Source organism: Kribbella albertanoniae (assembly GCF_004348455.1).
GTDB classification, from domain to species: domain Bacteria; phylum Actinomycetota; class Actinomycetes; order Propionibacteriales; family Kribbellaceae; genus Kribbella; species Kribbella albertanoniae.
Window position 1 is genome coordinate 24,029 of record NZ_SMKA01000039.1, and the last position, 20,104, is coordinate 44,132.

Genomic DNA, 20,104 nt, shown 5'->3' on the forward strand with positions numbered 1-20,104 from the left:
CTCAGGCCCCGACACCACAGCTCCGGCCACCACTGGTGGCCGGAGACCTGCAAAGCGGGCCGGGGACCTATGGCAACAGGTCTCCAGCCCCCACTTCCTGTCTCGGGGCAGCACATGTGGCCGGGGACGGGAAATGGGAACCGCCCTGCACCGGGTGGGTGCAGGGCGGGTTCGGTGCTGGGTCAGGCGACCTTGGCGGGGCGGTGGTAGCCGGGGAGGAGTTCGTCGACGAGGGCGTCGGTTTCGGACTCGGGGCCTCGGGGGCCGCCGTGTTTGGCGAGGGCGGCGTAGAGCTGGGTGGCTACGTTGGTGACATCCTGGGTGGTGCCGAAGTGGGCGGCCAGGCGGAGGGTGGCTCGCCAGAGGTCCTCGGAGGCCGGCGAGAAGCTGAGGCCGGTCTGGAGGGCTGTGCGGGCTGTGTGGCCGTCGTTGTGGGTCAGGCTGGCTTCGGCCAGCTTCAGCGCTGCGTCGACCACTGCCTCGACCATGCGGCGTTCGATGCCGGAGGCTGCCAGCCACGAGTAGCGGCCTGCTGGGATGTTGGCCCAGGCAGGGCCGTGGACGAGGCTGAGGGCGGTGGAGAGGGCTGCTCTCGGGTCCCCCTGCATCGTCGACTGCTTGGCGAGGGTGCGGAAGACATCCCAGTCGACGCGGACGATGCTGCGGTTCAGCATCCAGCGGCCGGACTCATCGGCGTACATGGCGTCGTTGCCGACCCAGCGGCGGGTGTGCTCCAGGGCGGAGTCACGCAGTTCGTCGCTGATGCCGCGCGGCCAGATGGCGCCGGCCAGCACGTTCGGGTGGACGCCGTAGTCCTGGCTGGACAGGAAGGCGATGATCTCGGTGGAGAGCGCGATCCGGCCGTCGTCGATCGGGCCGCGGGCATCCACCTCGACCGGGCCGAGCAGGTCGACCTCGACCGGCGCGGGCAGGCTGAGATCGGTGGTCGAGAACTCGTACGCCGGCATGTTCTGCTCGGTACGGCGCTTGTCCAGCGCATCCGACTCGGCCGCCTCGAAGAGGGCCACCAGGTCGCTGACCTGCTCCGGCGTGACCGTGTGCGCCTCGACCTCGAGGCCGAGCAGGCGGCAGACGGCCTGGTTCTTCTCGTCGACGACGAATCGCCACGGCGAACTGATCACGTCACCGACCACGACGACCGCGATGCCACGCCGCGGGTCCGCGGCGAGCCGGTTCAACTGGTCCTGCTCCTCCGGCGACGGCGGGGCCGAGACGAAGATGATCTCCGCGCCCCACAGCGCCGTGTCCGGATGCGAAGTGCGGGCATCGGCGACCGAGGCGACGTTCCGGCGTTCGCAGGCCTGGACCTGGGCGTCGGTACGGCGGGTCACCTCGGCGAGCGCGGTGTCGAGCCGGACCCAGTAGCTCAGGCGGCCCGGGGCCAGCGACGACAGGTCGTCACCGAACCCGACCATGCTCACGTGCGCACCCTCGGACCACAGGTTGGTGGCCAGCTCGACGGCCAGCGAACCGACCACGTCGCGGGAGGCCGAGTTGACGCCACCGAAGCTGACGATGCCGTTCGCGGTGTCGAGGTCGACGAGCACGGTCGCGCCGTCGGCGTTCTGACCGATGGTGACAAGCGTCGGGTACGGCGCCGGCGCGGTGATCTCACCGGTCGGGGCGTAGCCGCGGCGCAGCGTCCACCGGGTGCCCTCGGCGATGGCCTGCCAAGGACCGGGAGGCGCGGACTGCGCTTCGTACGGGTCGAGGACCAGCGTGAGCGCGCTCGTGGTCACCAGCGCGGCAACCACCTTCGGCATCGGACGGTTGGTCTTGGCCATGTCCGCGCCGAGCTGACGCAGCGCGGCGTCCACGAACTGAGCGGTCGGGATGTCGGACGCGAGTCGCAGACCGACCTCGGTCTGCCGGTGGCCGGCAGCCTTCGGGCCCGGACCCTGCGCCCAGCCCCGGCGGCGCTTGAGCGCCAGCGCGAGACCGGCGGCAAGCAGCGTGCCGCCGAAACCGTAGATCCCGGCCTGAGTGAGGTCGAAGCCCTGGTCAGCCGCGACCGGGACAACCTCGGGCACCTTGGTACCGCCCGCGGCCGGGTCGCCCGGCTGGGACTCCCCCACCTTCGGGTCGTGCGCGGGAATCCCGGTGTTCGGGTCGCCCGGCTTGATGTTCTTGGCGCCGGGATCGCCCGCGACGCCGCCGATCGTGACCGACGAGCCCTTCTCGATGCCCTGCTCGGCCCAGCGGCTCCCCTGCTCAGGAGTCGCGACCTTGGTGGGCTTGCTCACCGAGGTCTTCGTGACGGTCTTGGTCGGCTTGACCTCGTGGGACTTGCCGTCCTGCTCGATGTTGACCCGAACCGTGTGCACGCCGGCGCCCTTGGCATCGGCTGGCAGGCGCACCTGCCAGCCGGGCATGATCAGATCCGGATTCGTGAGGCGGCGGCCGTCCGGCTGCAGCTTGTTCTTGTTGAGGTCGTAGATCTCCTTGTACCGCCGCCCCTCGCCCAGATACCGCTCGGCGATGTCCCACAGGCAGTCGTAGTTCCGGCCCTGCGGCGGCTTGACCTCTGTGTACTTGACGACCTGACCCGTCTGGTCGTTGTTCGTCCGTACGCCGGTCGCCGTCTTCGTCGTCTGCTGCGTGGAACCGGACAGCACAGAGCTCCGCTGCTCGGTCTGGCGGAAGGAGGAGCCGGACTCGTGCTCACCGCCCTGTACGACGGAAACCGAGGTCGGAACCGTGCCAGGGCTGGTCGTGACCGCACTGGCCACGGGAAGGCTCACGCTGGCAGCACCGGCGATCAGTACGACGGTGGAGATCAGGCGACGGGCCACGGTCTGCGAACCGCCACCGAGCGGGATCCGTGGTGACAACCCGTGCCCACGAATCTCGGAGACCGCCTCCACCAGCAGGCAGACCACGAAGTGCAGCCATGCCACCCAGATGAAGAACGCGAAGATCCCGAGCACCGCCCGGATGTCCAGCTCGTCGAACAGGACGTTCCACTTCGGCATCTGGTCCGGCCACGGCGTCCCGAAGAAGCGCACCAGCACATAAGGCACCCCACCGACGATCGCCACGATCGCCAGCAGCGCCACGAACCCCTTCAGCCGATCCGCACCCGGACTGGCCGACCGCTGCTGCGGCAACCTCGCCGACCGCACCGGCTCACCGGTCTTCACCATGCTCGCTCCTCCGTCCCCGTCCCCACCACGTCACCCACCGATAGCCTGCACTTCCTGCACAGGCAACCGCTGCACAGCGTGGACGTCCGCCGACCCCAGCGGGTTCCACTCCGGCGGGCCGACCCAGTACGACACGTCCCACGTGATCGTCAGCTTCACCGTGTACATCCCGTCCGGCTGGCTGGCACTCGACTTCTTGTAGACGTGCTTGCACGTGCTCATCTGAGTGAACGGGTCACTCGTCTCGTCGTACCCATCGGTGTCACCGGCCGGGACCACACCCATCGGGCAAACGAACGGCGGTGTCCCGTCGCCGGGATCGACGATCATCTTCCCGACCAGCCCACGCATCACGAAGTCGTGACTACCGCCCCAGTACATGTCCTGGTAGTCCGGCCCGGACTGGTTCTTCAGGATGTACGAGGTGTCCGGAGTCAGTGAGAAGTACGCCGGTACGTTCACGCGTGGCGTGTACGTCGGCTTGACCTGCAGCACGGGGTCCGGATAGCTGTTGTGGAACTCGTCCCAGAACTCGTCCATGTACCCCCTGTCCGGGCACTGGTTCTGTTCTTCCGGGCCGACCGGGACGATCGCGCGCTCGATGTGGACATCCCTGCCGCCGTCTTTGCTGTTCAGGTTGTAGTCGACGATCGTGAGCCGCAGCCGCCACTTCTTGCCCTCGGGCGCCGGCGGCAACGCGATCCCCTGCGGCACGTCCAGATCGCGGCACGGGATGAACACGTTGTTCCCGAGCCGGTCCTTCCAGGTCGGAATGGGCTGGCCGCTGCCGTAGGTGACCAGGCCGTTGCTGCACCAGGCGCCGAAGCCGATGGAGTTCACGTACATGCTGCAGCTGCGAGTCCCCTGCTGCACCGTCTCGCCGTCACCGGCGGACGCGGTGCTGGCACCAGGGAAAATCAGCAGCGTGAGCACGGTACCCAGGGCGATCAGCCCGCGTCCCACGCGATTGCGCATTCTCACTCCAGAAGTCGTCCTAGCGGCAGATTATCTTCGACCGAGGGCATAGTGCCCGTTATCCGGTCCCCCGTCACCTATTCGGAATAACGAAATTCAGGTCTAGGCCGGATATTTCACACCGGCACAGCTGATCCCGGTGGACGGGCCGATCCGGTACGGCCGCCACCCCAGTCCCGTCTTGATCATGTCGATCGCCTGCGGCTGACCGCCAGGCGCCTTCAGTGTCCAGCCCTTGGCCTTCGGGTCCCAGTACTGCGTGGTCTGCGACCGGCAGGTCTTCACCCGGACGACCCCCAGCGGCTGGTTCGCGATCCCGCGCACGACCACGCTGCCCGGTGGTTTCATCACCCAGCCGTTGACCTTGGCATCGACGATGACCTGACCGGCGTCCGCGTAGAAGTAGGCGGGGAACTTGTTCTTCACGATGTCCACGTTCTTGGTGACCAGTGCTTCGTAGTACAGCGGCAGTGACTGCACGAGCCCTTCGACGGCGGGAGTGCTCGCGAAGTTCCCGGGAACGACGATGACGTTGACCTTCTTGGTCGCAGTCGACGTCGGGGCGCTGGGCTCCGTCGTCGGGGCTGTGCTCGGCGGCGTGGAACTGCCCGCGGACGGCGTCGGCGTACTGGACGACTCGGAGCCACCGCCGGCCGGGACAGGGCGGCCACCGTCGGTGGAGTTGCCGCCGCAGCCGGCCAGCAGCACGACGCCGGCCAGGGCGGCGACCGTCAGAGAAGCACTACGCACGGTCATGGTCCTTAACGTCCGAGGCTTGGTGGGAGGGAGTTCTGCGGCGGCATGAGGGCAGCTGGGGCGCCGCCACCCGGCGGCGTGCTGGTGACCGTCCCGGGCGACCCTGTCGGGCTCTCCTCACCGTCCGTCGGAGTCGGGCTCGGTGTCGGCGTGATGCTCGGCGTACAGGTCGCTGGGAACGGGATGGGCGGGAACAGGGTCCAGGTCGGTGTCGGCGATCCGATCGTCCACTTCGGGCACGGCACGTTCAGGGTCGGCGGGACCGCCGTACTCGAGATCGTTGCGCCGGGCCCCTGCGGGCCGGTGCTCACGAAGATCGGCGGGATCGTCGGGCTGTCGTTGTTCTTCTCGACGCCCTGTTCCGCGTGGGCGGTGCCGGTGCCGGTGGACTTGAGGGTGGTTTTGCCGATGAGGCCTAGGAACGTTGTTTTGTTGGCTATGCCGACGGAGATGTCCACCTGGTCGGTGGTGAGTTGGGTGGGGGCGCAGGAGGTCACGGTGGGGTCGTTGGAGGAGACCTGGGCGCAGAAGTCGGCGATGGCGATGGCCGCCTTCGCGGTGTCGATCTTGGCTTCGGCGGTGTTGAGCTCGATGGTGGCGGCGCCTACCCGAGCGGCTTCCTGCGCGTAGCCGACGGCTCGGGAGCGGGCGCCGAGCTGGCGGCCGCCGTCGATGACGAGGCCGGCCAGAGTGAAGATCATCACGGCCAGGATGGCGACGGCGGGGCTGAGAGCGCCGCGGGCGCGCACGTGATGGTTGTCCGGGGCATCGATGCGAAAGAAGTCGACGATGCGGGAGCGGTGGTTATCCGGTGCCATCACGGACTCCCCGGTACGGGTCGACGCTCGACGTGAAGCGTTTGGTGATGGTGGTGTCGCCGCCGAGGCCGAGGAAGCTGAGGTCGCGGTAGTCGATGGTGCAGGTGACCTCGACGGACAGTGGGGCGCCGGCGGCGAGGGTGGTGGTGATCAAGCCGCTGGCGGATTCCTTGCAGGACTTGACGGCCTGGCCCATGGTGCGGGTGACGGCGTCGTTGACGCGGACCTGGGCGTCGGTCTGGGAGCGGGACATGCTGGCGGCGCGAGCGCCGTCGCGGGCCGCGCTCTCGGCCAGAGCCGTGGTCTGGAAATAGCGGCCGGCGGCGAGCAGGAACATGAACAGGAGCAGCAGGATCGGCGCGAGCACCACCATCTCGAGCGCCATCGTGCCGCGGTCGCCGCGCCGGCAACCAGCGGCAAGGCGCGCCGACAACTGGGGCCGCCTCACTTGTCCGCCTCGAACTGCTCGATCGGCCCGGTCGCCGTCCGCTCCACGTGCAGCTCCAGACCGGGGACCAGCGAAACCGTGTCACCACTGACGGTGAACGAGACCATGCCAGCTGGGTTGTTGTACGTCGGTGAGGTCACCGACGCGTTCTGTAACGTCGTGCCGGCCAGCTGATTCACGTACGCCTCGATGTCGACCCGGACCTTCTCCCCCACCGCCGGGCTGTACACCGGCGGCTGCACCAGCCGCAGCCGGGAAACGCCTTCCTGGGCGGCGTTCAGCGCGACCGAGCGGCCGTACAGGTAGAGCGCCGTCTGGATCGAGACGAAGATCAGCGCCATGATCGTCGGCGCGAGGATGGCGAGCTCGAGTGAGCTCGCCCCACGCTCGGAGCGCCGCCTCGGGCGGCACCTCGATCGGCGGGCGCGCGCGGCGGTCGGGGGGCGGACCGGCACGATGGGTCAGCCGTTCTCGATCTCGCCGGTGCGCTTGTCGATGACACGCCGCACCACGAGGCCGATGGCCAGCGCGGCCGCGACCAGGATCGCCGAGATGATGGCCCACTCCAGCGCGGAGGCGCCGAGCTCCGTGCGGCCCTGCTTGGCCCGGGCCCGCTGTGCGTGCGCCCGGGCGACCGCGTAGCCGGTCATCGCGCGCCAGAACTGCAGTTCGGTGTTCATCCGTATGCCTTCCACTCCTTGAGGCCGGGGCTGGCCTCAGTATGCCCTGTACGACGGACAGAACTCTGCTCCGGATCCGTACCCGTTTTCAGCTGCCCAGGATCGCGATCGCGGCCGGGAATCCGAGGAACAGCATGAACGCCGCGCACATCACCAGCTGGGCGACCAGCATCGACTGCGACCGCTCACCCGCCTTGCCTTCCACATCGGCAAGCTCTTTGCGGCGCAGCGACGCGGCCCGGGCCAGCAGCGAGGCGCGGATCTTCGCGCCCTCGTCACCGGCCAGCGCGAGCGCCGACGCCAGGTCCCGCAGTTCCTCGACGCCCAGGTCCTCGCCCAGGCGGGCCATCGCGTCCCAGGGCGTGATGCCGATCAGGCGCGCGTTGGCCAGCGCCTGCCGGATCCGCGCCATCGCCCAGTGGTCGCCGATCGTGGACGCCGTCATCAGCGCCTCGGGCAGACCACGGCCACCGGCCAGGTTCATCGCGACCAGGTCGAGGAAGCTGCCGACCACGTGCCGGAAGTCCCGTCGCCGTGCCTCCGCCTCCTGGCGCAGCGCCAGGTCCGGCAGGAAGAACGCGAAGGCCATCGCGCCCAGCGTGACGATGGCCGGTGTCGCACCGGGGACGCCGAAGCCGAGCGCATCGAACAGGAACAACACGATCGGGATGAAGATCATCGCGCCGAGCGCGAAGAACACCTTGGTGGCCAGCATCGCGGCGAACGGCTGGTTCATCACCGCGAGGTCGCGGCGCAGTTTGCCGAAGGCCCAGCCGCGCGCGTTCGCTTCAGCCTCGAGCCGCTGGCCGAGCGTGTGCCGCGCCTTGTCGATGCCGCCGAGCACGCGCTCCCCGGCCGCGCTCGTGGTGACACCGCCACCGCCGCGGCCGGCGTCGATCCGGGCGATGGTCGAGAGCACGTTGGCCCGCGGCCGGATCAGCATCCGCACCAGCAGGTACGCGCCGAGCCCCACCAGGGCACCGGTGAAGAAGGCCCACATCATCCGCCCACCACCTCCATCCGCTGGTCGACCGGCTTCTGGCTGCCACCGATCAGGAATCGCTCCGGTACCTCGATCTTCGCCAGCCGGCGTAGCCAGACCAGGCCGACCGCGTAGAGCGCGATCACGATGAACAGCACGAACTGCCCGATGAAGCTCGTGTACGGCGCGACGTACGCCGGGTTGAACAGGACCAGCGCGGCCGCGACCAGCAGTGTGATCGCGACGACCACCTGGACCGACCGCCGGGTGGAACGCCGTTCGGCTGCGACCTTCCGCCGTACGTCGAGTTCCTCGCGGGCGGAGTCGGCCAGCGCACTGAGGACCTCGCGCAGACCGGGACCGCGCAGCCGTGCGTTCAGGACCAACGCGGCCACGATCAGGTCGGCGGACGGGTCGTCGAGGTCGTCGGCGAAACGCATGAGTGCCGAGGGCAACGGTTCGCGGATCCGCAGCCGGTCGACCAGCAGGTTCAGGCCGGGCTTGATCGCGGGGGCCGCGTTCACCGCGGTCGCGGGGATGGCCTGCTCCAGACCGACTGCACCGGCGATGGTATCGCGCAGAGCCTCGGTCCAGGTGGCCAATGCCTCAAGGCGCTCGATGGCACGCCGTTCCTCACCGGTACCGCCGAAGAAGCGGTCGGCCAGCGCGGCCAGCAGCCCGAGGGCCGCGGCCAGGACCAGCCACCGGGTGACAGCCAGTACGACGAGGCCGACGCCGATGCCGGTGCCGAAGCGGACGAGGTTCTTCCGATTGTCGACGCTCCCGCCACGGCGGAACATCGACGGCGTCTCGTCACGCGGCTCGGTACCGCGGATCGCGACGATGAGCAGCAGTACTGCGCCACCGACGACCGCTCCGCAGAGCAGGGCCAACAGGGTCTCGTTACTCATCTCGTCACGCCCACGTTCCGTGCACCATGGGCTGGTACCCATAGTGCTCGAGCTCGTCCATACAGGCGATCGGAGCGTGTGCCGCGGCCCGACCGTCCGGTCCCGGAGCAAACACCTCGCCGGACAACACCCGGCCGTCCCACCCGGTGACCTCGCGGATGCTCTCGACGTACCGGGTCAGCGTCCCGCCATGCTGGTAGTCGTTCTGCTTGCGGACGAAGACGACGAAGTCGAGCGCACCCGAGATCAGCATCTGGGTGGCTTCCATCGGCAGCCGCTCGGTCGCCTGGATGGCGTAGGTGCTGATCCGGTTGAACACCTCCATCGAGCTGTTCGAGTGGATCGTCGACAGCGAGCCGTCGTTACCCTGGCTCATCGCGTTCAGCATCGTCACGATCTCGTCACCCAGCACCTCACCGACGATGACGCGGGACGGGTTCATACGCAGCGAACGACGGACCAGGTCGGCCATGTGGACCGCGCCGACACCTTCGGAGTTCGGCAGCCGCTCCTCGAACGCGACCACGTTCGGATGCAGCTCCTTGAACTCGCCCAGACCGAGCTCGAGCGAGCGCTCCACGGTGATCAGACGCTCGTGCGGCTGGATCTCGTTGGCCAGCGCCCGCAGCAGCGTCGTCTTCCCGGAGTTCGTCGCGCCGGCGATCATGATGTTCTTCCGCGCCGCCACCGCAGCGCTCAGGAACGAGGCCACATCCTGGGAAATGGTCGCGTTGGCCACCAGATCGCGGAGGAAGACCCGGCCGAGTCGTGCGCGCCGGATCGAGACCGCCGGCCGCGACGTCACGCCCATCACGGCGGACAGACGCGAACCGTCAGGCAGCCGCAGGTCGAGCTGCGGGTTCGCGGAGTCGAACGGGCGGCTGGTCAGACCGGCATGGGCAGCCAGCACCTGGATCAGTTCGACCAGTTCGTCATCGCTCTCGGCGACCGGACCCGGCGTCTCCTCGCGACCGTCGCCGTACTGGACGAAGACCTGGTCGCAGCCGTTGATGTCGATGTTCTCGACCTCGGGGTCGTCGATCAGCGGCTGTAGCCGCCCGACCCCGAACAGTGCGGAGTGGATGGCGCCGGCGATCTGCGCGTCGTCGTCCGGGGTCGGCGGTGTGCGGCCCTCGGCCAGCTCGTAGCGGGCGTGATCCTCCAGCACCTGCACGATCAGCGACCGGGCGTACTCACGCTCGTCCTCGGCGCTCATCGGCGGTACGCCGTTCACCTGATCGCGACGGCGTTGTTCGTTCAGCCGATCGGCGACCTGGGAACGCAGTCGCCGGACCAGCTCCTGATCGGCGCTCATGCCGTCGGGAAGGCCGCTTGGGCCATGTCGAAGTCGTGAGGCGTGGCGACCAGCGCAGCCATCTCAGCCGTGATGTCAGTCGCGGACCGGATCAGCTGGGTCTTCTCGAGCCGGCCGTGTCCGCGTCCGTCGAAGAACGCCGCACCGACCGGGTCGTAGGCCAGGTGCCAGCGGTGCCGCACCGGCACGGACATGGCGTCCAGGACGGACCACACCTGCTTCACGCCGTCCCGCCGCTTCGGGTCGGCCACAACGATCACACCGAGCTGTGCGTCGACGTGGTGCACCAGTGCGGCCAGCCGCTCCCGCAGGTGCGCCACCGACGAACCTGTGGCCGAACACACCATCACGATGAGGCGTGCGGACTGGATGATCGGCAGCTGCGGCGAGGTGGCACCAATACGTCCACAATCTGCCAGTACGTCGGTCTGCTGCATCTGGTTGAACGTGATGCCGAGCGGATGCCACAGACCGCCCATGCCGCCGACCTGCTCGGGTGCACGCACACCAAGCAGTACGTCGAGCCCACCGTCCAGCTGCTGGCTGTGGGAGTGGATGACGTCGTCGCCGAGGCCCTTCCGGCTCGCAGCGGCCAGACTGACCAGACCGCGGTCGGAGTTGAGCGGCGTACCGCCAGGTGCGGTCATTCGGATCGCTACGTCGCTACCGGACGGGTCGCACTCGGCCAGCAGCACCTGCCGCGGCCAGAGCGCACCCAGCACCAGACCTGCGGTGGTAACCCCGGGAGACCCCTTGGCACTCGCAAGAGCTACGAGTGCCATCAGCCACCCCCGTTAGTACGCGGGACGTCCGTCTTCGTTGCCGGGTTCAGCTTGACCAGCACCAGCGTCTTCGAGGCCGCCGCGGCAGCGACAGCGGTCGCCTTGCCGGCCGGCACGAGGATGGTCACGTTGAGGGTGTTGACCGTGGAGCCCTTGTCAGCGACCACACCACCGGCTGCGGACGTCACTGCCGCAGCCGAGACCAGCGTGGCCGGGCCGACGCTGTCCTGGTTCGCCGACGGCACCCGGACGACCTGCACGATGTCGTCGATCTTCAGCCCGTCCGACGGAGCTCGGCCAGCGTCGAGCACCACGCCGACCTGGGCAGCGCCGCTCGGGATCGGAGAAACGTCCGTCACGTTCGACCCACCGATGTACTGCTCCTGGTAGAGCCAGCCCTTTGTGTACTTGCCGATGATCTTCTGCCGCTCGGACCACTTGGTCAGCGCGCCGGTCGCACCGGCGAGGTCGCCGCTGGTCAAATCCTCGGCGGTGATCTGATGGCCTGGCGGCAGGAAGTCTTTCTTGACCGCGACATAGCCCTCGCGATTACCGCTGTTCAGGGCGATGAGGGCGGAGCCGGCGGCGCCGAGCAGGATCAGGATGACCGCCAGGGCGGCCAGTGCCGGACGGCGCTCCCGGCTGTTCGGGAGGCGGTTCGCACCACCGCCCGCCGGCCGGCCCGTACCGCGGGCGTTGGGGGCAGGAGTACGAGTGGAGGACGAGAGACTCACGCGCCTACCGTAATGGCTGTCAGGTGCCATCCTCGCCAACCGGTGCGGCCTGTTACCGGCTCGCGACCCGGCTGCGCTCCTCCGACGTCAAAAGCTCGGTGAACGCACCCGGTCCGCCGTACAACTGGTCTAGGTAGGTGTAGAGCGCCTGCAGGGCCAGTCCTAGCTGCTGTTGCCAGCCCGCCGCGCTCTCCAGCGCACCTGCGAGTGCGCGGCCCTCCCCAAGCGTGACGGCAGAGTTCACCGGCTGTTCCAGCCGCTCCCCCGCTCCGGCGCGTCGTGACCGTTGCTCACGAACTGCTCCGGCCAGCCCAGCGAGCTCCTGATCCACCAGCAGTACGTCGAAGCCGTGGCCGCCGTACAGCTGATCCAGGTACTCACACAGGGCAAGGAACAGCTCGACGCCGTCGTACTCAGGGCCTTCGGTGGCGACGTGCCGCAGTTGCGCGATCACTCCGCGCGCTTCGGCCACTGTCCACCCGGAAGATCCCAGCTCGGTCATGGCTCGACCCTAGGGCGTAAATCGTTAACAGAACGGGTGCTTCGAGTAGCTGGCGAGTAACCGAAAGTTTGCTAGCGTCCCGGCCAGACGACCCTTCGGAGGTGTGGTGCCTGACCCGCAGAGCCGTGCCCGGACAGCGATTGCCACCGCGTTGGGGATCGCCTGGCCCACTGCTGTCCCGCTCCGCGACGGCAGCGTCTGGCTGACCAGCCGGTACGACGTCCTGCCGGAGCGGACCACCTCCGACCTGCAGGCGTACCTGGCCCGCCGGGCCACGGACAAGGTGCACGACGACCGGATGCTGGCCGAGGCGGTCGCACTGCTCGGCGCCGAGCGTGCCCGCAACCGTGACGAGGAGCCCGGCCTCGGTGCGGCCGCTGCGCTCGACCGGCTGCTCGCTGTGCCCGGATTGGACCAATCGCGTCAGGACGAGGCCCGCGCGATGCTCCGGGTCGCCCTGCGCAGTGCCGCCCAGACCTCACCCGAAGCCGCTACCCGGCTGGCCGCTCTTCCCAGCGGCCCCCGGCCCCCTTCGCTGACTGCGGCCGTCTCCGGCGCCGCCACCATCAGCCAGGCCACACGCAGTCTCGGTAGTGCCGTCCCAGTGACACCGCCTCAGCGCCGCCTCCATCCGCGCCGCATCCTGACCCGAGCAACCGGCACCCCTGGCCGGCCGGCCGACGCACCTCCCTTGACTGCTGACTCCGCCCTGGCTGCCCTCGGACAACTGCCCGACGCACCTGCCGTTGCCGGCCCCGGACTCGCAGTGATCGGCGGATCGCAGTACGTCCGCGTCGAGGTCGACCGGACTGTCGGCACACTGCTCGCCCAAGGCCGTCTGGCAGCCGGTACGGCGGAAGACCCGCACGTACTGCGGATCTCGCCCACCGTCGCCGACGGACAGCTTGCCCAGGTCTGGACGCACCAGCTCAGCCAGCTGACCCAGCAACTCGCTACTCCCGAGCCCAAGGGCATGTTCGGCCGGCTGAGGGCCCGCTTCGGCGTCGAGCAGCGCGACATCCGCACCCGCGCGGACTATGCGACGTACCAACTGCTCGCCAAGGAGTGGCGCGACCCGAACGGCACCCGGAGCAAGGCGGAGATCCGCACCGAGATCGAAGGTCTGGCCGGCGCGATCAAGCGCCGCGGCGGTGCGATGCCCGAGCTGCCCTGGTCGCCCGACGCGCGCTCGGCCCCGGATGCAATCGAACTCGGCCGCACAGCCGACCGGCTGCTGAGCGAATCAGCAACCCCGAACTCCCCCGCGGCACTACGTGAGCAGGTCGTCCGGCAGATCGACGAGTTGGAGACGGCCGTCGCCGGCTTCACCCTGCAGGCCGACTCCAAGGTGGCGTCGGCGGTAGCGGCCACCGTCGAAGCGGCCGACCTCGAAGGTAAAGCCGTTACCGAGCAGGGGCTGCGGGATCTGGGCGCCGCCGAGCGGGCTCGCGTGTTCCGTGTCGAGTCCGTTGCCGCTAGCAACAAAGCAGGCCGGCACACCCAGCTCGCGACCGGATACCAGCAGGTCGCTGACGACGCCGACCACGCGCTGACCGGCTACCGCGATCTGCTCACCGCGATCGACGCCGGTTCGCCCCAGGCACAGCTGGTCGCGCTCGCCGACGAAGCGACCGACCGCGTCGAGATCTACGAGGCCGCCAGCGCACGAGCCCTACCGGCCCCAGAGTTGATGGAGACCGGCGTACCGACCGGCGAGGCACTGCTCGCCCCGGTCGGCGACATCAACCGGATCATCCAGGCCCACGGCGGCAAGCAAGGGCTCGACCCCACCGCTCCCCGGCCGATCCCGACCGCTGAGTACCGGCTGCTGATGTCGGACGACGGCCTGGTGATCCCGGTCGGCGGCAGCCCCACCGACGACGTCAAGCAGGTCGGCCAGGTCCGGCTGCGGATGGAGCGGACCGACCTCAGCGAGATCGTCGACCGCGACCACGATCTGGCCCAGCAGATGAACGGCTGGATCGGCGCCGGCGGACAGGGCATCGGTAGGGCGAGCACTCGCTCCAGCAGTACGTCGTTCGGTGTGAACCTGCAGCCGATCATGGCGATGGCGCCTCCCGGCAGCGCGATGCACACAGCGAGCCAGGTCGCCGCGCCCAGGGCAGACGTGAACCGCGGGCAGTCCTTCACCCAGGGGTCGGGTCTGTCGACGCATGAGCAGGACGGCGAGGTCGACGACGCGCACGGCGAGTCCCTGCTCTACCGGTCGCAGTGCAAGTGGTTGATCGAGTACCGCAGCTCCCCCACCGCGGACTGGTCACCGGTCGAGACAGTCGATGCCGGTGAACACCTCACCTGGATCCCCAGTGCCTACACCGTCCAGGCGCCCACGGCGACGGTGACGCTGGAGCAGCTGGGCCGGGCCGACGAGTGCAGTCCGGAGTTCCCGCCGCACACCGTGACGCGGATCAACGGCGTACAGGACATCAGCGATCGCTTGACCAGGGAACTCCGGGACCGCGAGGGCGGGCTCGACCGGGTCGCCTACGACCACGTGAACCTGATGGTCACCCGTGACACCAGCAGGCTGCTGCACGAGTTCACCAAGCCCGGTGGGCTCACACGGCCGATCTCGATCGACGGACGGCCGGAGTACGAGCTGACCATCGAGGTCGAGCCGGTGTGGAGTACCGCGACGCTCAGCGGCGAGCCCAGCACCGAGGTGGGCAAGGAGGGTGTCGAGGTCGACTTCTCCGGGATCAACGCCTCCGAGACCTACGGCACCTCGCTGACCGGCACAGTCGGTGCCACCGCGCTAGGAGTGCCGACTGCTTCGGCCGGGCGCAACGTCAGTCGCTCCGGCGGCCAGAACGTCAGCAGCACCGCCATCACGCCGGTGGTTCATCGCGATCGAGGTTCCACGCAGGGTGTCATCGTCGACTTCAAGGTCCGGGCCACGCTGCGGAAGATCTCCGACCGCAAGGCCACGCCGATCGTGGTCGAGGACACCTGCAAGGCGCGACTCCGGGTCACCGAGAACGACCTGCTGCGCGCGGGCGGGCCGGCCGCGGCTGACGCCGTACAGCGGGAGGACGACGGCAGCCTGCGGTTGGACCAGGACAACCGGGTTCTGCTGCGCGGTGATCCCGAACCGCCGACCGGACCGCAGTCCGTGCCGCCCTGGTACGGCGCCGGGCCGAATCAGTTGCGCGGCCCGGGCAAGGCGCTGACGGAGAACCTGCAGGGCGCGGACCAGGCTCAGCGGGACGCGCTGACGAACCTCAGTCAGCTGGGCCTGGTGCCCCCACTCGACGCGCACTTCCGGCCGCGGATGGACGCGCTGTCAAAGGATCCGCTGCGGCGAGCCGGTCAGCTCGCGAACTACGACCGGGTGATCCAGAACATCACTGCGCACCGCATCCAGGCCGGGATCAACCAAGCCTGCCAAGGCGGTTTGCCGGTCACTCTGGTCGATCAGCACACCGGACGCACACCGCGCTACCGCCACTTCCGCCTGGGCGTGGAGCAGGACTTCGACGACCAGGACGGGCGCGGTACGACGCCTGCGCGCCACGTGGTTCGGCTCGGCATCACCTCGGACGCGACCAGTCGCAGTACGACGCGATCGACCTCCCTGCCGCTGTCCGCCGGCGCAACGGTCGGCGACGGCCCCGACCAAGGGCAGAGCGGGCCGACAGGCCGGGGCGGCCTCAAGCTCAACCGGAACGCGGTCGGGCGCAGTGTCACGACGACTACCGGCCGCCGGGTCAACCGCGTCGTGCTCGCCGAGAGCACCGAGCCGCTCGACGTGATCCGGCAGGGCATCCGGATCACGTTCGCGGAGCGCACCGGCCGCGGCCTGGAAACGCCGATCGCCGATGTTCACGGTTCGATGGACCTGTTCTACGCGCAGTCCGAGACGCGCGCCGAGGTGCCGGTCATCGAGGCGATCCCGAAGGCGCCGACGGCTGCCGCGGTCCGCGAGGGAATCACAGTGGCCCTCGATGCGAGGGATCCGGCCAACCAGATCTTCAGCCAGGTCAAGGCCTTCAACGCCGCCGCGCAGCTGCCCGCCTCCGCCCCGGACGAGGAGGTCGAGGAGGCCGACCGGGCCGACGCCATCACGATCGCGCAGCTGGACGCCGCCCTCTCCACGGACCGCCTGGTCGCGCGTCCGGACTGGATGAACGGCGACTTCGAGATCCCGGAGATGATCACGGCGCCGCCGGCGAACCTGGCCGAGGCGATCGCCGATCGCAGCGTGCTTCCCCAGCAGTACAAGGTCATTCTTCGCGGCCGCGCGGTCAGTCAGACCTTCCTGGCAGTCACCCAGCAGAACACCGCGGACATCAACCTCACCCTGACCGATGCCTCCTACACCTCCGGTACGTCGACCTCGGACGGGGCAGGTATCGAGGGCGGCGGCGGTCAGACCGATGCCGATGCGTCGTCGGTGGCCGGATCGGGCTCCATCGGCCGGAACGCCGGGTCGTCGCAGTCCACGAGTGTGAGCCGCGCGACCGGGCAGGAGTGGCTGCTGGTCAACACAGGCACGCACTACGAGTTCCTGGAGCGCTACGAGCTCGAAGCCGACATCATCGACTCCACCGGCACCGTCGTACAGACCGTTCAGCTCGACGACGCACTCGCTCAGAAGGCGATGGCCGAGCGGCGTGCCCTCGCGCTCTATGCGAAGCGCGAGCTCGACCTGCCGCTGCCGGTCGTGGCCGATGTCGCCGAGCGGTACCTGCACGATCGCGTCACGATGGATTCGCGGGTCGCGATCGGCTTCCTCCGCCGCTACGAGCTCGAACGGGCCGGGGTCACCACCGGCCTGGCCGCCGAGCACTCCTCCGAGCAGCTGGCCGCGAAGGTGTCCGAGAACGCCGGCATCTCGGCGCCCAGCCAGGTCGACGAGCGACTGCTCGCCACCGAGAAACTGGCTGCTCAGCGACGTGCGGTCGACCCGGGGCCGTCGTACCGGGAAAGCCTTGCGTCGGCTCAGATCGACTCGCTGACCGTCGCCGGTCCGGACGGCTTGCCGGTCGACCTTTTCGAGCTCGTCCGGCCGCAGTTCGAGGAGATCGCGCCGGGGGTGCTGACCGAGAGCAAGCTGCTGGCGCCGGCGCTACGGGTCAACCTGGCCGCGGACGCCCACCGGGGCGAGCTCGAGAACATGCTCGGTGCGCGTGGCTTCGTCGCCACGATCGAGGTGCCGATCCAGGGGCAGGAACGCCCGGATCTGTACGAGGTCCAGATCACCGCGGAGATGGTCGGTGAGTACACCGTCGACGGGACGCCGGAGATCCCCGGTGTCGAGGCGATCGGTCTCGACCAGGGCTACGGGTATCACGGGCAGGACCAGGTGATCGGCCACAGTACGACGTACTCCGCAGAGCTCGGCGGCAGCGCCGCGGCCGGTGATTCGGGCAACGTGGGCGGCAAAGTCGCCCGCGTCGGCTCGAAGGAGGCCGCCAGCAACACGACGAACACAACCGTGAATCGGACCGGGCATTTCGACATGTCCGAGGTGAAGCGCTCGATCGTCTACACCTCCAACGTCACCCGGATCCAGGGCGCCGGTGCCGCCGCGCTCACCAGCGCGCGTTGGAAGCTGGACCGGACGACGCCGGACGAGCTCTCTGTTGCGGCGACCCCACGGCAGCTGCAGGCCGAGCTCAGCCTGCTGGTGCCGAAGAAGCTACTCCGCGAGCCCGGGACCCGTCCGCAACTCGAGGACCACACCGAGCATCGACCGATCCGGGTCACCGAGAGCGCAGTCCCTGAGACCACCCAGCCGTACGGCCTCGGCGACTCGCGGACCAACCAGCTGTACGACGTCCTGAGCGCGGAACTGAGTGAGCCCAGGGTGCTCGGGCCGGCCGGGTTCGCCGAGCATCGTGGCGCGCTGGAGGGGCATCTCAAGGCTACGGCGATGAAGGCGTACTTCCACGAGCTGATCAGTGATGGTGGTCTGCGCCTGCCTCCGATGGTTGCTCGCGGCAACGGTAAGACCACGGTCAGCACCACGATCAGCGCGCGGATGACCGGTCTCGAGCTGGTCGAGGGCCCGATCGGTGATGCCCAGACCGGGGCGGTGTCGCGACGTGAGACCTCCGTCCGCTCGGGCAGCTCAGGGAGCCATCTCGGTCCTGGCACGGTGACTGCGGGTGCGGCGGGCGGTCCGATCTCGGTCGGTGGGTCGGTCGGTGAGCAGGTGAAGGAACAGAACTCCGACGCCTACGGCAGCCGGCTGGAGACCAGCAAGTTCGAGGAGGGCGAGGTCGTCACGATTCGGATCCCGGTGAGCTACGACGTCGGTATCGAGCAGGTGCGCGACAGCGGGCGCGGAACACCGGAAACCAAGCGGAGCAAGGAGATTCCGGACGTCGCGCGGGGTCAGTTCTTCGTCAAGATGCTCAAGCACGAGTACCTCGCCGCTCTGCAGGCGATGGAGACCGGCGTGACAGTCGACGCCGCACTCGCCGACACCCGGCTGATGGTCACACCGGACGGCCTCGGTCGGCCCGACATCGAAGCCACGGAGACGGTTATCGATGCTTCTGGCAACGAAGTGCATGAGCCGTACCGGCCGCTGGTGGCGGCGTTGGCCCAGGCACAGCAGGAGCGGCAAACACTCGTGGTGTCGCTGCGCGACCGCGACGACCACGAGCAGCTCTATCTCGCGGTGTACAACCCGGGCGACGGCACTGCACGGTTGGAAGGCGTCGCCGACGGTGGCTTCGGCGCTGCGCTCGGCAGCCTGGACGGGCGGATCGCGCTGATGGCCCAGGGGCGGGTCGACCTTCGGGAGCTGTACAACACGATGGGCCCGAACGACGACTTCGCCACGAAGGCCGCTGCCGCGCTGGTCCAGAACGGCGTACCGGCCAGCATGCTGAAGGGGCTCGACTACGGCTCGACGGCCCAGCAGTTCAACCCCGGTGTGGCACCGCCTCCCCCGCAGCCGGCGCCTGGTGTGACGACCGGGCGGGCGATGTCGCCGACCGGTCAGGGACCGGCGATCTCGGGACCATGAGCGGGGTAGGGTGCATGCGATCTCACGAACAGGAGTGCGGGAACTGATGCTGACTGCCAGGACCCTGATCGAGGCGCAGGTATACACCAGCGTCCAGACCGCGGCCGACCTGTCCGCCCCGGCGGTGCCGCCGGCGGATCTGCAGCCCGGTGTCAACGTCACCGAGGGCGAGACCGCCTGGACCTATGCGTCGGCATCCGGCGACATCGAGGTCCCGTATGCGAGTGAGGACGCTTCCCGCAAGGTCGGCGTACCGTTCGGGCTGGGTGTCTCCACGCTGATCGATGCAGCTCAGTGGGCAGTGCTGGCGGCGACGTTCGCCCGCCGCGCGCTGACCGCCGACATGGCGTACACGGGTCAGCCCGGCCAGGACCGCTCGGTCGTCGAGCTCAACTGGGAGTACGCCGCATACGCCGTACGGGAGGCGTTGAAGTTCCTGCCCGAGGATGCGGATGAGGTGCCGGAGTCGGCGATCTGGTCGGACTTCGGGCGGCAGGCGCTCGCCGAGAGCCCGCAACTCGTGCACCGTGCCAAGCTTCTCGACGACCTGCAGTATTACGAGGGCACGCTGTCGGACTTCCGCGCGCTCTACGACGGCCCGTCCTCCTAAAGGTCGGTCAGCTCTGCGACGGCCCGTCCTCGTCCTGAGGTTCGGTCAGCTCGATCCGGATCGCGCGCGCATCCACGCCCGCTGCCTCCAACACCTTCTGCTTCGGATCCGCCACGCCCAGAAACGGCGGCCGCACGAGCTTCGCGATCCCCTTCAGCCGCGGATCCTCCAGCACAGTCTCGATCGCCCGCCGGTCTCCCCCGCACACGAGCGCATCCAGCCGAGCCCCGGCCAGGATCCGTACGGCGACCTCCGTGGCCGCCGCGAACGCCTCCCGCGCCTGGTTGTCACGCCGCCGGGCGAACCGCTGCTGCGACCACCCACCAGCCTTCGTCGTCCCCTGCACATGACGTGACCCGACCTTCGAGTCCACCAACTTCGGCCCAACGAAAACCCCCGCGCCATACCCACCCCGCCGTACCAGCAG

The 20,104-nt window shown here is 68.9% G+C and carries 16 protein-coding genes; 2 read left to right on the top strand and 14 right to left on the bottom strand.

Annotated features, from left to right (window positions below):
* Positions 1 to 182: 182 nt before the first annotated feature.
* From E1261_RS12190 to E1261_RS12250, 13 genes are all read right to left on the bottom strand, one after another.
* A complete protein-coding gene (locus tag E1261_RS12190; protein ID WP_132405923.1) occupies positions 183 to 3,164 on the bottom strand; it encodes a BTAD domain-containing putative transcriptional regulator in 2,982 nt (993 codons plus the stop codon).
* 30 nt (positions 3,165 to 3,194) lie between these two features.
* Positions 3,195 to 4,139 carry a hypothetical protein gene (locus E1261_RS12195; RefSeq protein WP_132405925.1) on the bottom strand — a complete coding sequence of 315 codons (945 nt, stop codon included), beginning with the start codon at positions 4,137 to 4,139 and terminating at the stop codon, positions 3,195 to 3,197.
* Between the two features lie 102 nt (positions 4,140 to 4,241).
* On the bottom strand, positions 4,242 to 4,895 hold the full coding sequence (locus E1261_RS12200) for a hypothetical protein (protein ID WP_238176160.1): 654 nt from the start codon (positions 4,893 to 4,895) through the stop codon (positions 4,242 to 4,244).
* 5 nt (positions 4,896 to 4,900) lie between these two features.
* Positions 4,901 to 5,713 (bottom strand): TadE/TadG family type IV pilus assembly protein, encoded by an 813-nt coding sequence (locus tag E1261_RS12205; RefSeq protein ID WP_132405927.1) that lies wholly within the window; start codon positions 5,711 to 5,713, stop codon positions 4,901 to 4,903.
* Positions 5,700 to 6,161 (bottom strand): TadE/TadG family type IV pilus assembly protein, encoded by a 462-nt coding sequence (locus E1261_RS12210; RefSeq protein ID WP_132405929.1) that lies wholly within the window; start codon positions 6,159 to 6,161, stop codon positions 5,700 to 5,702. Before E1261_RS12210 ends, E1261_RS12205 begins: the two co-directional genes overlap by 14 nt.
* On the bottom strand, positions 6,158 to 6,616 hold the full coding sequence (locus E1261_RS12215; RefSeq protein ID WP_238176161.1) for a TadE family protein: 459 nt from the start codon (positions 6,614 to 6,616) through the stop codon (positions 6,158 to 6,160). The genes E1261_RS12210 and E1261_RS12215 overlap by 4 nt, the downstream gene beginning before the upstream one ends.
* A gap of 6 nt (positions 6,617 to 6,622) precedes the next feature.
* The gene (locus tag E1261_RS12220) at positions 6,623 to 6,841 is read right to left on the bottom strand and encodes a hypothetical protein (protein WP_132405931.1); all 219 of its coding nucleotides are present in this window, start codon (positions 6,839 to 6,841) and stop codon (positions 6,623 to 6,625) included.
* A gap of 88 nt (positions 6,842 to 6,929) precedes the next feature.
* Complete coding sequence (locus E1261_RS12225) at positions 6,930 to 7,844, bottom strand: type II secretion system F family protein (RefSeq protein WP_132405933.1); 915 nt, start codon at positions 7,842 to 7,844, stop codon at positions 6,930 to 6,932.
* Positions 7,841 to 8,734, bottom strand: a complete 894-nt coding sequence (locus E1261_RS12230; protein WP_132405935.1) for a type II secretion system F family protein — start codon at positions 8,732 to 8,734, stop codon at positions 7,841 to 7,843. The genes E1261_RS12225 and E1261_RS12230 overlap by 4 nt, the downstream gene beginning before the upstream one ends.
* 4 nt (positions 8,735 to 8,738) lie before the next feature.
* Positions 8,739 to 10,049 carry a TadA family conjugal transfer-associated ATPase gene (locus E1261_RS12235; protein ID WP_132405937.1) on the bottom strand — a complete coding sequence of 437 codons (1,311 nt, stop codon included), beginning with the start codon at positions 10,047 to 10,049 and terminating at the stop codon, positions 8,739 to 8,741.
* On the bottom strand, positions 10,046 to 10,831 hold the full coding sequence (locus E1261_RS12240; RefSeq protein ID WP_132405939.1) for a CpaE/TadZ family protein: 786 nt from the start codon (positions 10,829 to 10,831) through the stop codon (positions 10,046 to 10,048). Before E1261_RS12240 ends, E1261_RS12235 begins: the two co-directional genes overlap by 4 nt.
* Positions 10,831 to 11,565 (bottom strand): hypothetical protein, encoded by a 735-nt coding sequence (locus E1261_RS12245; RefSeq protein WP_132405941.1) that lies wholly within the window; start codon positions 11,563 to 11,565, stop codon positions 10,831 to 10,833. The genes E1261_RS12240 and E1261_RS12245 overlap by 1 nt, the downstream gene beginning before the upstream one ends.
* 52 nt (positions 11,566 to 11,617) lie before the next feature.
* On the bottom strand, positions 11,618 to 12,067 hold the full coding sequence (locus tag E1261_RS12250; RefSeq protein ID WP_132405943.1) for a hypothetical protein: 450 nt from the start codon (positions 12,065 to 12,067) through the stop codon (positions 11,618 to 11,620).
* Between the two features lie 106 nt (positions 12,068 to 12,173).
* Here E1261_RS12250 and E1261_RS12255 point away from each other — a divergent pair, with 106 nt between their 5' ends.
* Positions 12,174 to 19,067, top strand: coding sequence for a hypothetical protein (locus E1261_RS12255; protein WP_132405945.1), 6,894 nt, complete (start codon positions 12,174 to 12,176; stop codon positions 19,065 to 19,067).
* Between the two features lie 46 nt (positions 19,068 to 19,113).
* Positions 19,114 to 19,677, top strand: coding sequence for a hypothetical protein (locus E1261_RS12260; protein WP_132405947.1), 564 nt, complete (start codon positions 19,114 to 19,116; stop codon positions 19,675 to 19,677).
* 7 nt (positions 19,678 to 19,684) lie between these two features.
* Here the strand turns inward: E1261_RS12260 and E1261_RS12265 are convergent.
* Positions 19,685 to 20,104, bottom strand: a 420-nt coding sequence (locus E1261_RS12265) for an acVLRF1 family peptidyl-tRNA hydrolase (RefSeq protein WP_132405949.1), incomplete at its 5' end; no start/stop codon positions are given.

Bases quoted from the DNA above. Each gene is read 5' to 3' on its own strand.
- E1261_RS12240 (WP_132405939.1), bottom strand. From the start codon at position 10,831: ATGGCACTCGTAGCTCTTGCGAGTGCCAAGGGGTCTCCCGGGGTTACC.
- E1261_RS12260 (WP_132405947.1), top strand. From the start codon at position 19,114: ATGCTGACTGCCAGGACCCTGATCGAGGCGCAGGTATACACCAGCGTC.
- E1261_RS12195 (WP_132405925.1), bottom strand. From the start codon at position 4,139: ATGCGCAATCGCGTGGGACGCGGGCTGATCGCCCTGGGTACCGTGCTC.
- E1261_RS12190 (WP_132405923.1), bottom strand. From the start codon at position 3,164: ATGGTGAAGACCGGTGAGCCGGTGCGGTCGGCGAGGTTGCCGCAGCAG.
- E1261_RS12220 (WP_132405931.1), bottom strand. From the start codon at position 6,841: ATGAACACCGAACTGCAGTTCTGGCGCGCGATGACCGGCTACGCGGTC.
- E1261_RS12205 (WP_132405927.1), bottom strand. From the start codon at position 5,713: ATGGCACCGGATAACCACCGCTCCCGCATCGTCGACTTCTTTCGCATC.
- E1261_RS12225 (WP_132405933.1), bottom strand. From the start codon at position 7,844: ATGATGTGGGCCTTCTTCACCGGTGCCCTGGTGGGGCTCGGCGCGTAC.
- E1261_RS12200 (WP_238176160.1), bottom strand. From the start codon at position 4,895: ATGACCGTGCGTAGTGCTTCTCTGACGGTCGCCGCCCTGGCCGGCGTC.
- E1261_RS12235 (WP_132405937.1), bottom strand. From the start codon at position 10,049: ATGAGCGCCGATCAGGAGCTGGTCCGGCGACTGCGTTCCCAGGTCGCC.
- E1261_RS12230 (WP_132405935.1), bottom strand. From the start codon at position 8,734: ATGAGTAACGAGACCCTGTTGGCCCTGCTCTGCGGAGCGGTCGTCGGT.
- E1261_RS12250 (WP_132405943.1), bottom strand. From the start codon at position 12,067: ATGACCGAGCTGGGATCTTCCGGGTGGACAGTGGCCGAAGCGCGCGGA.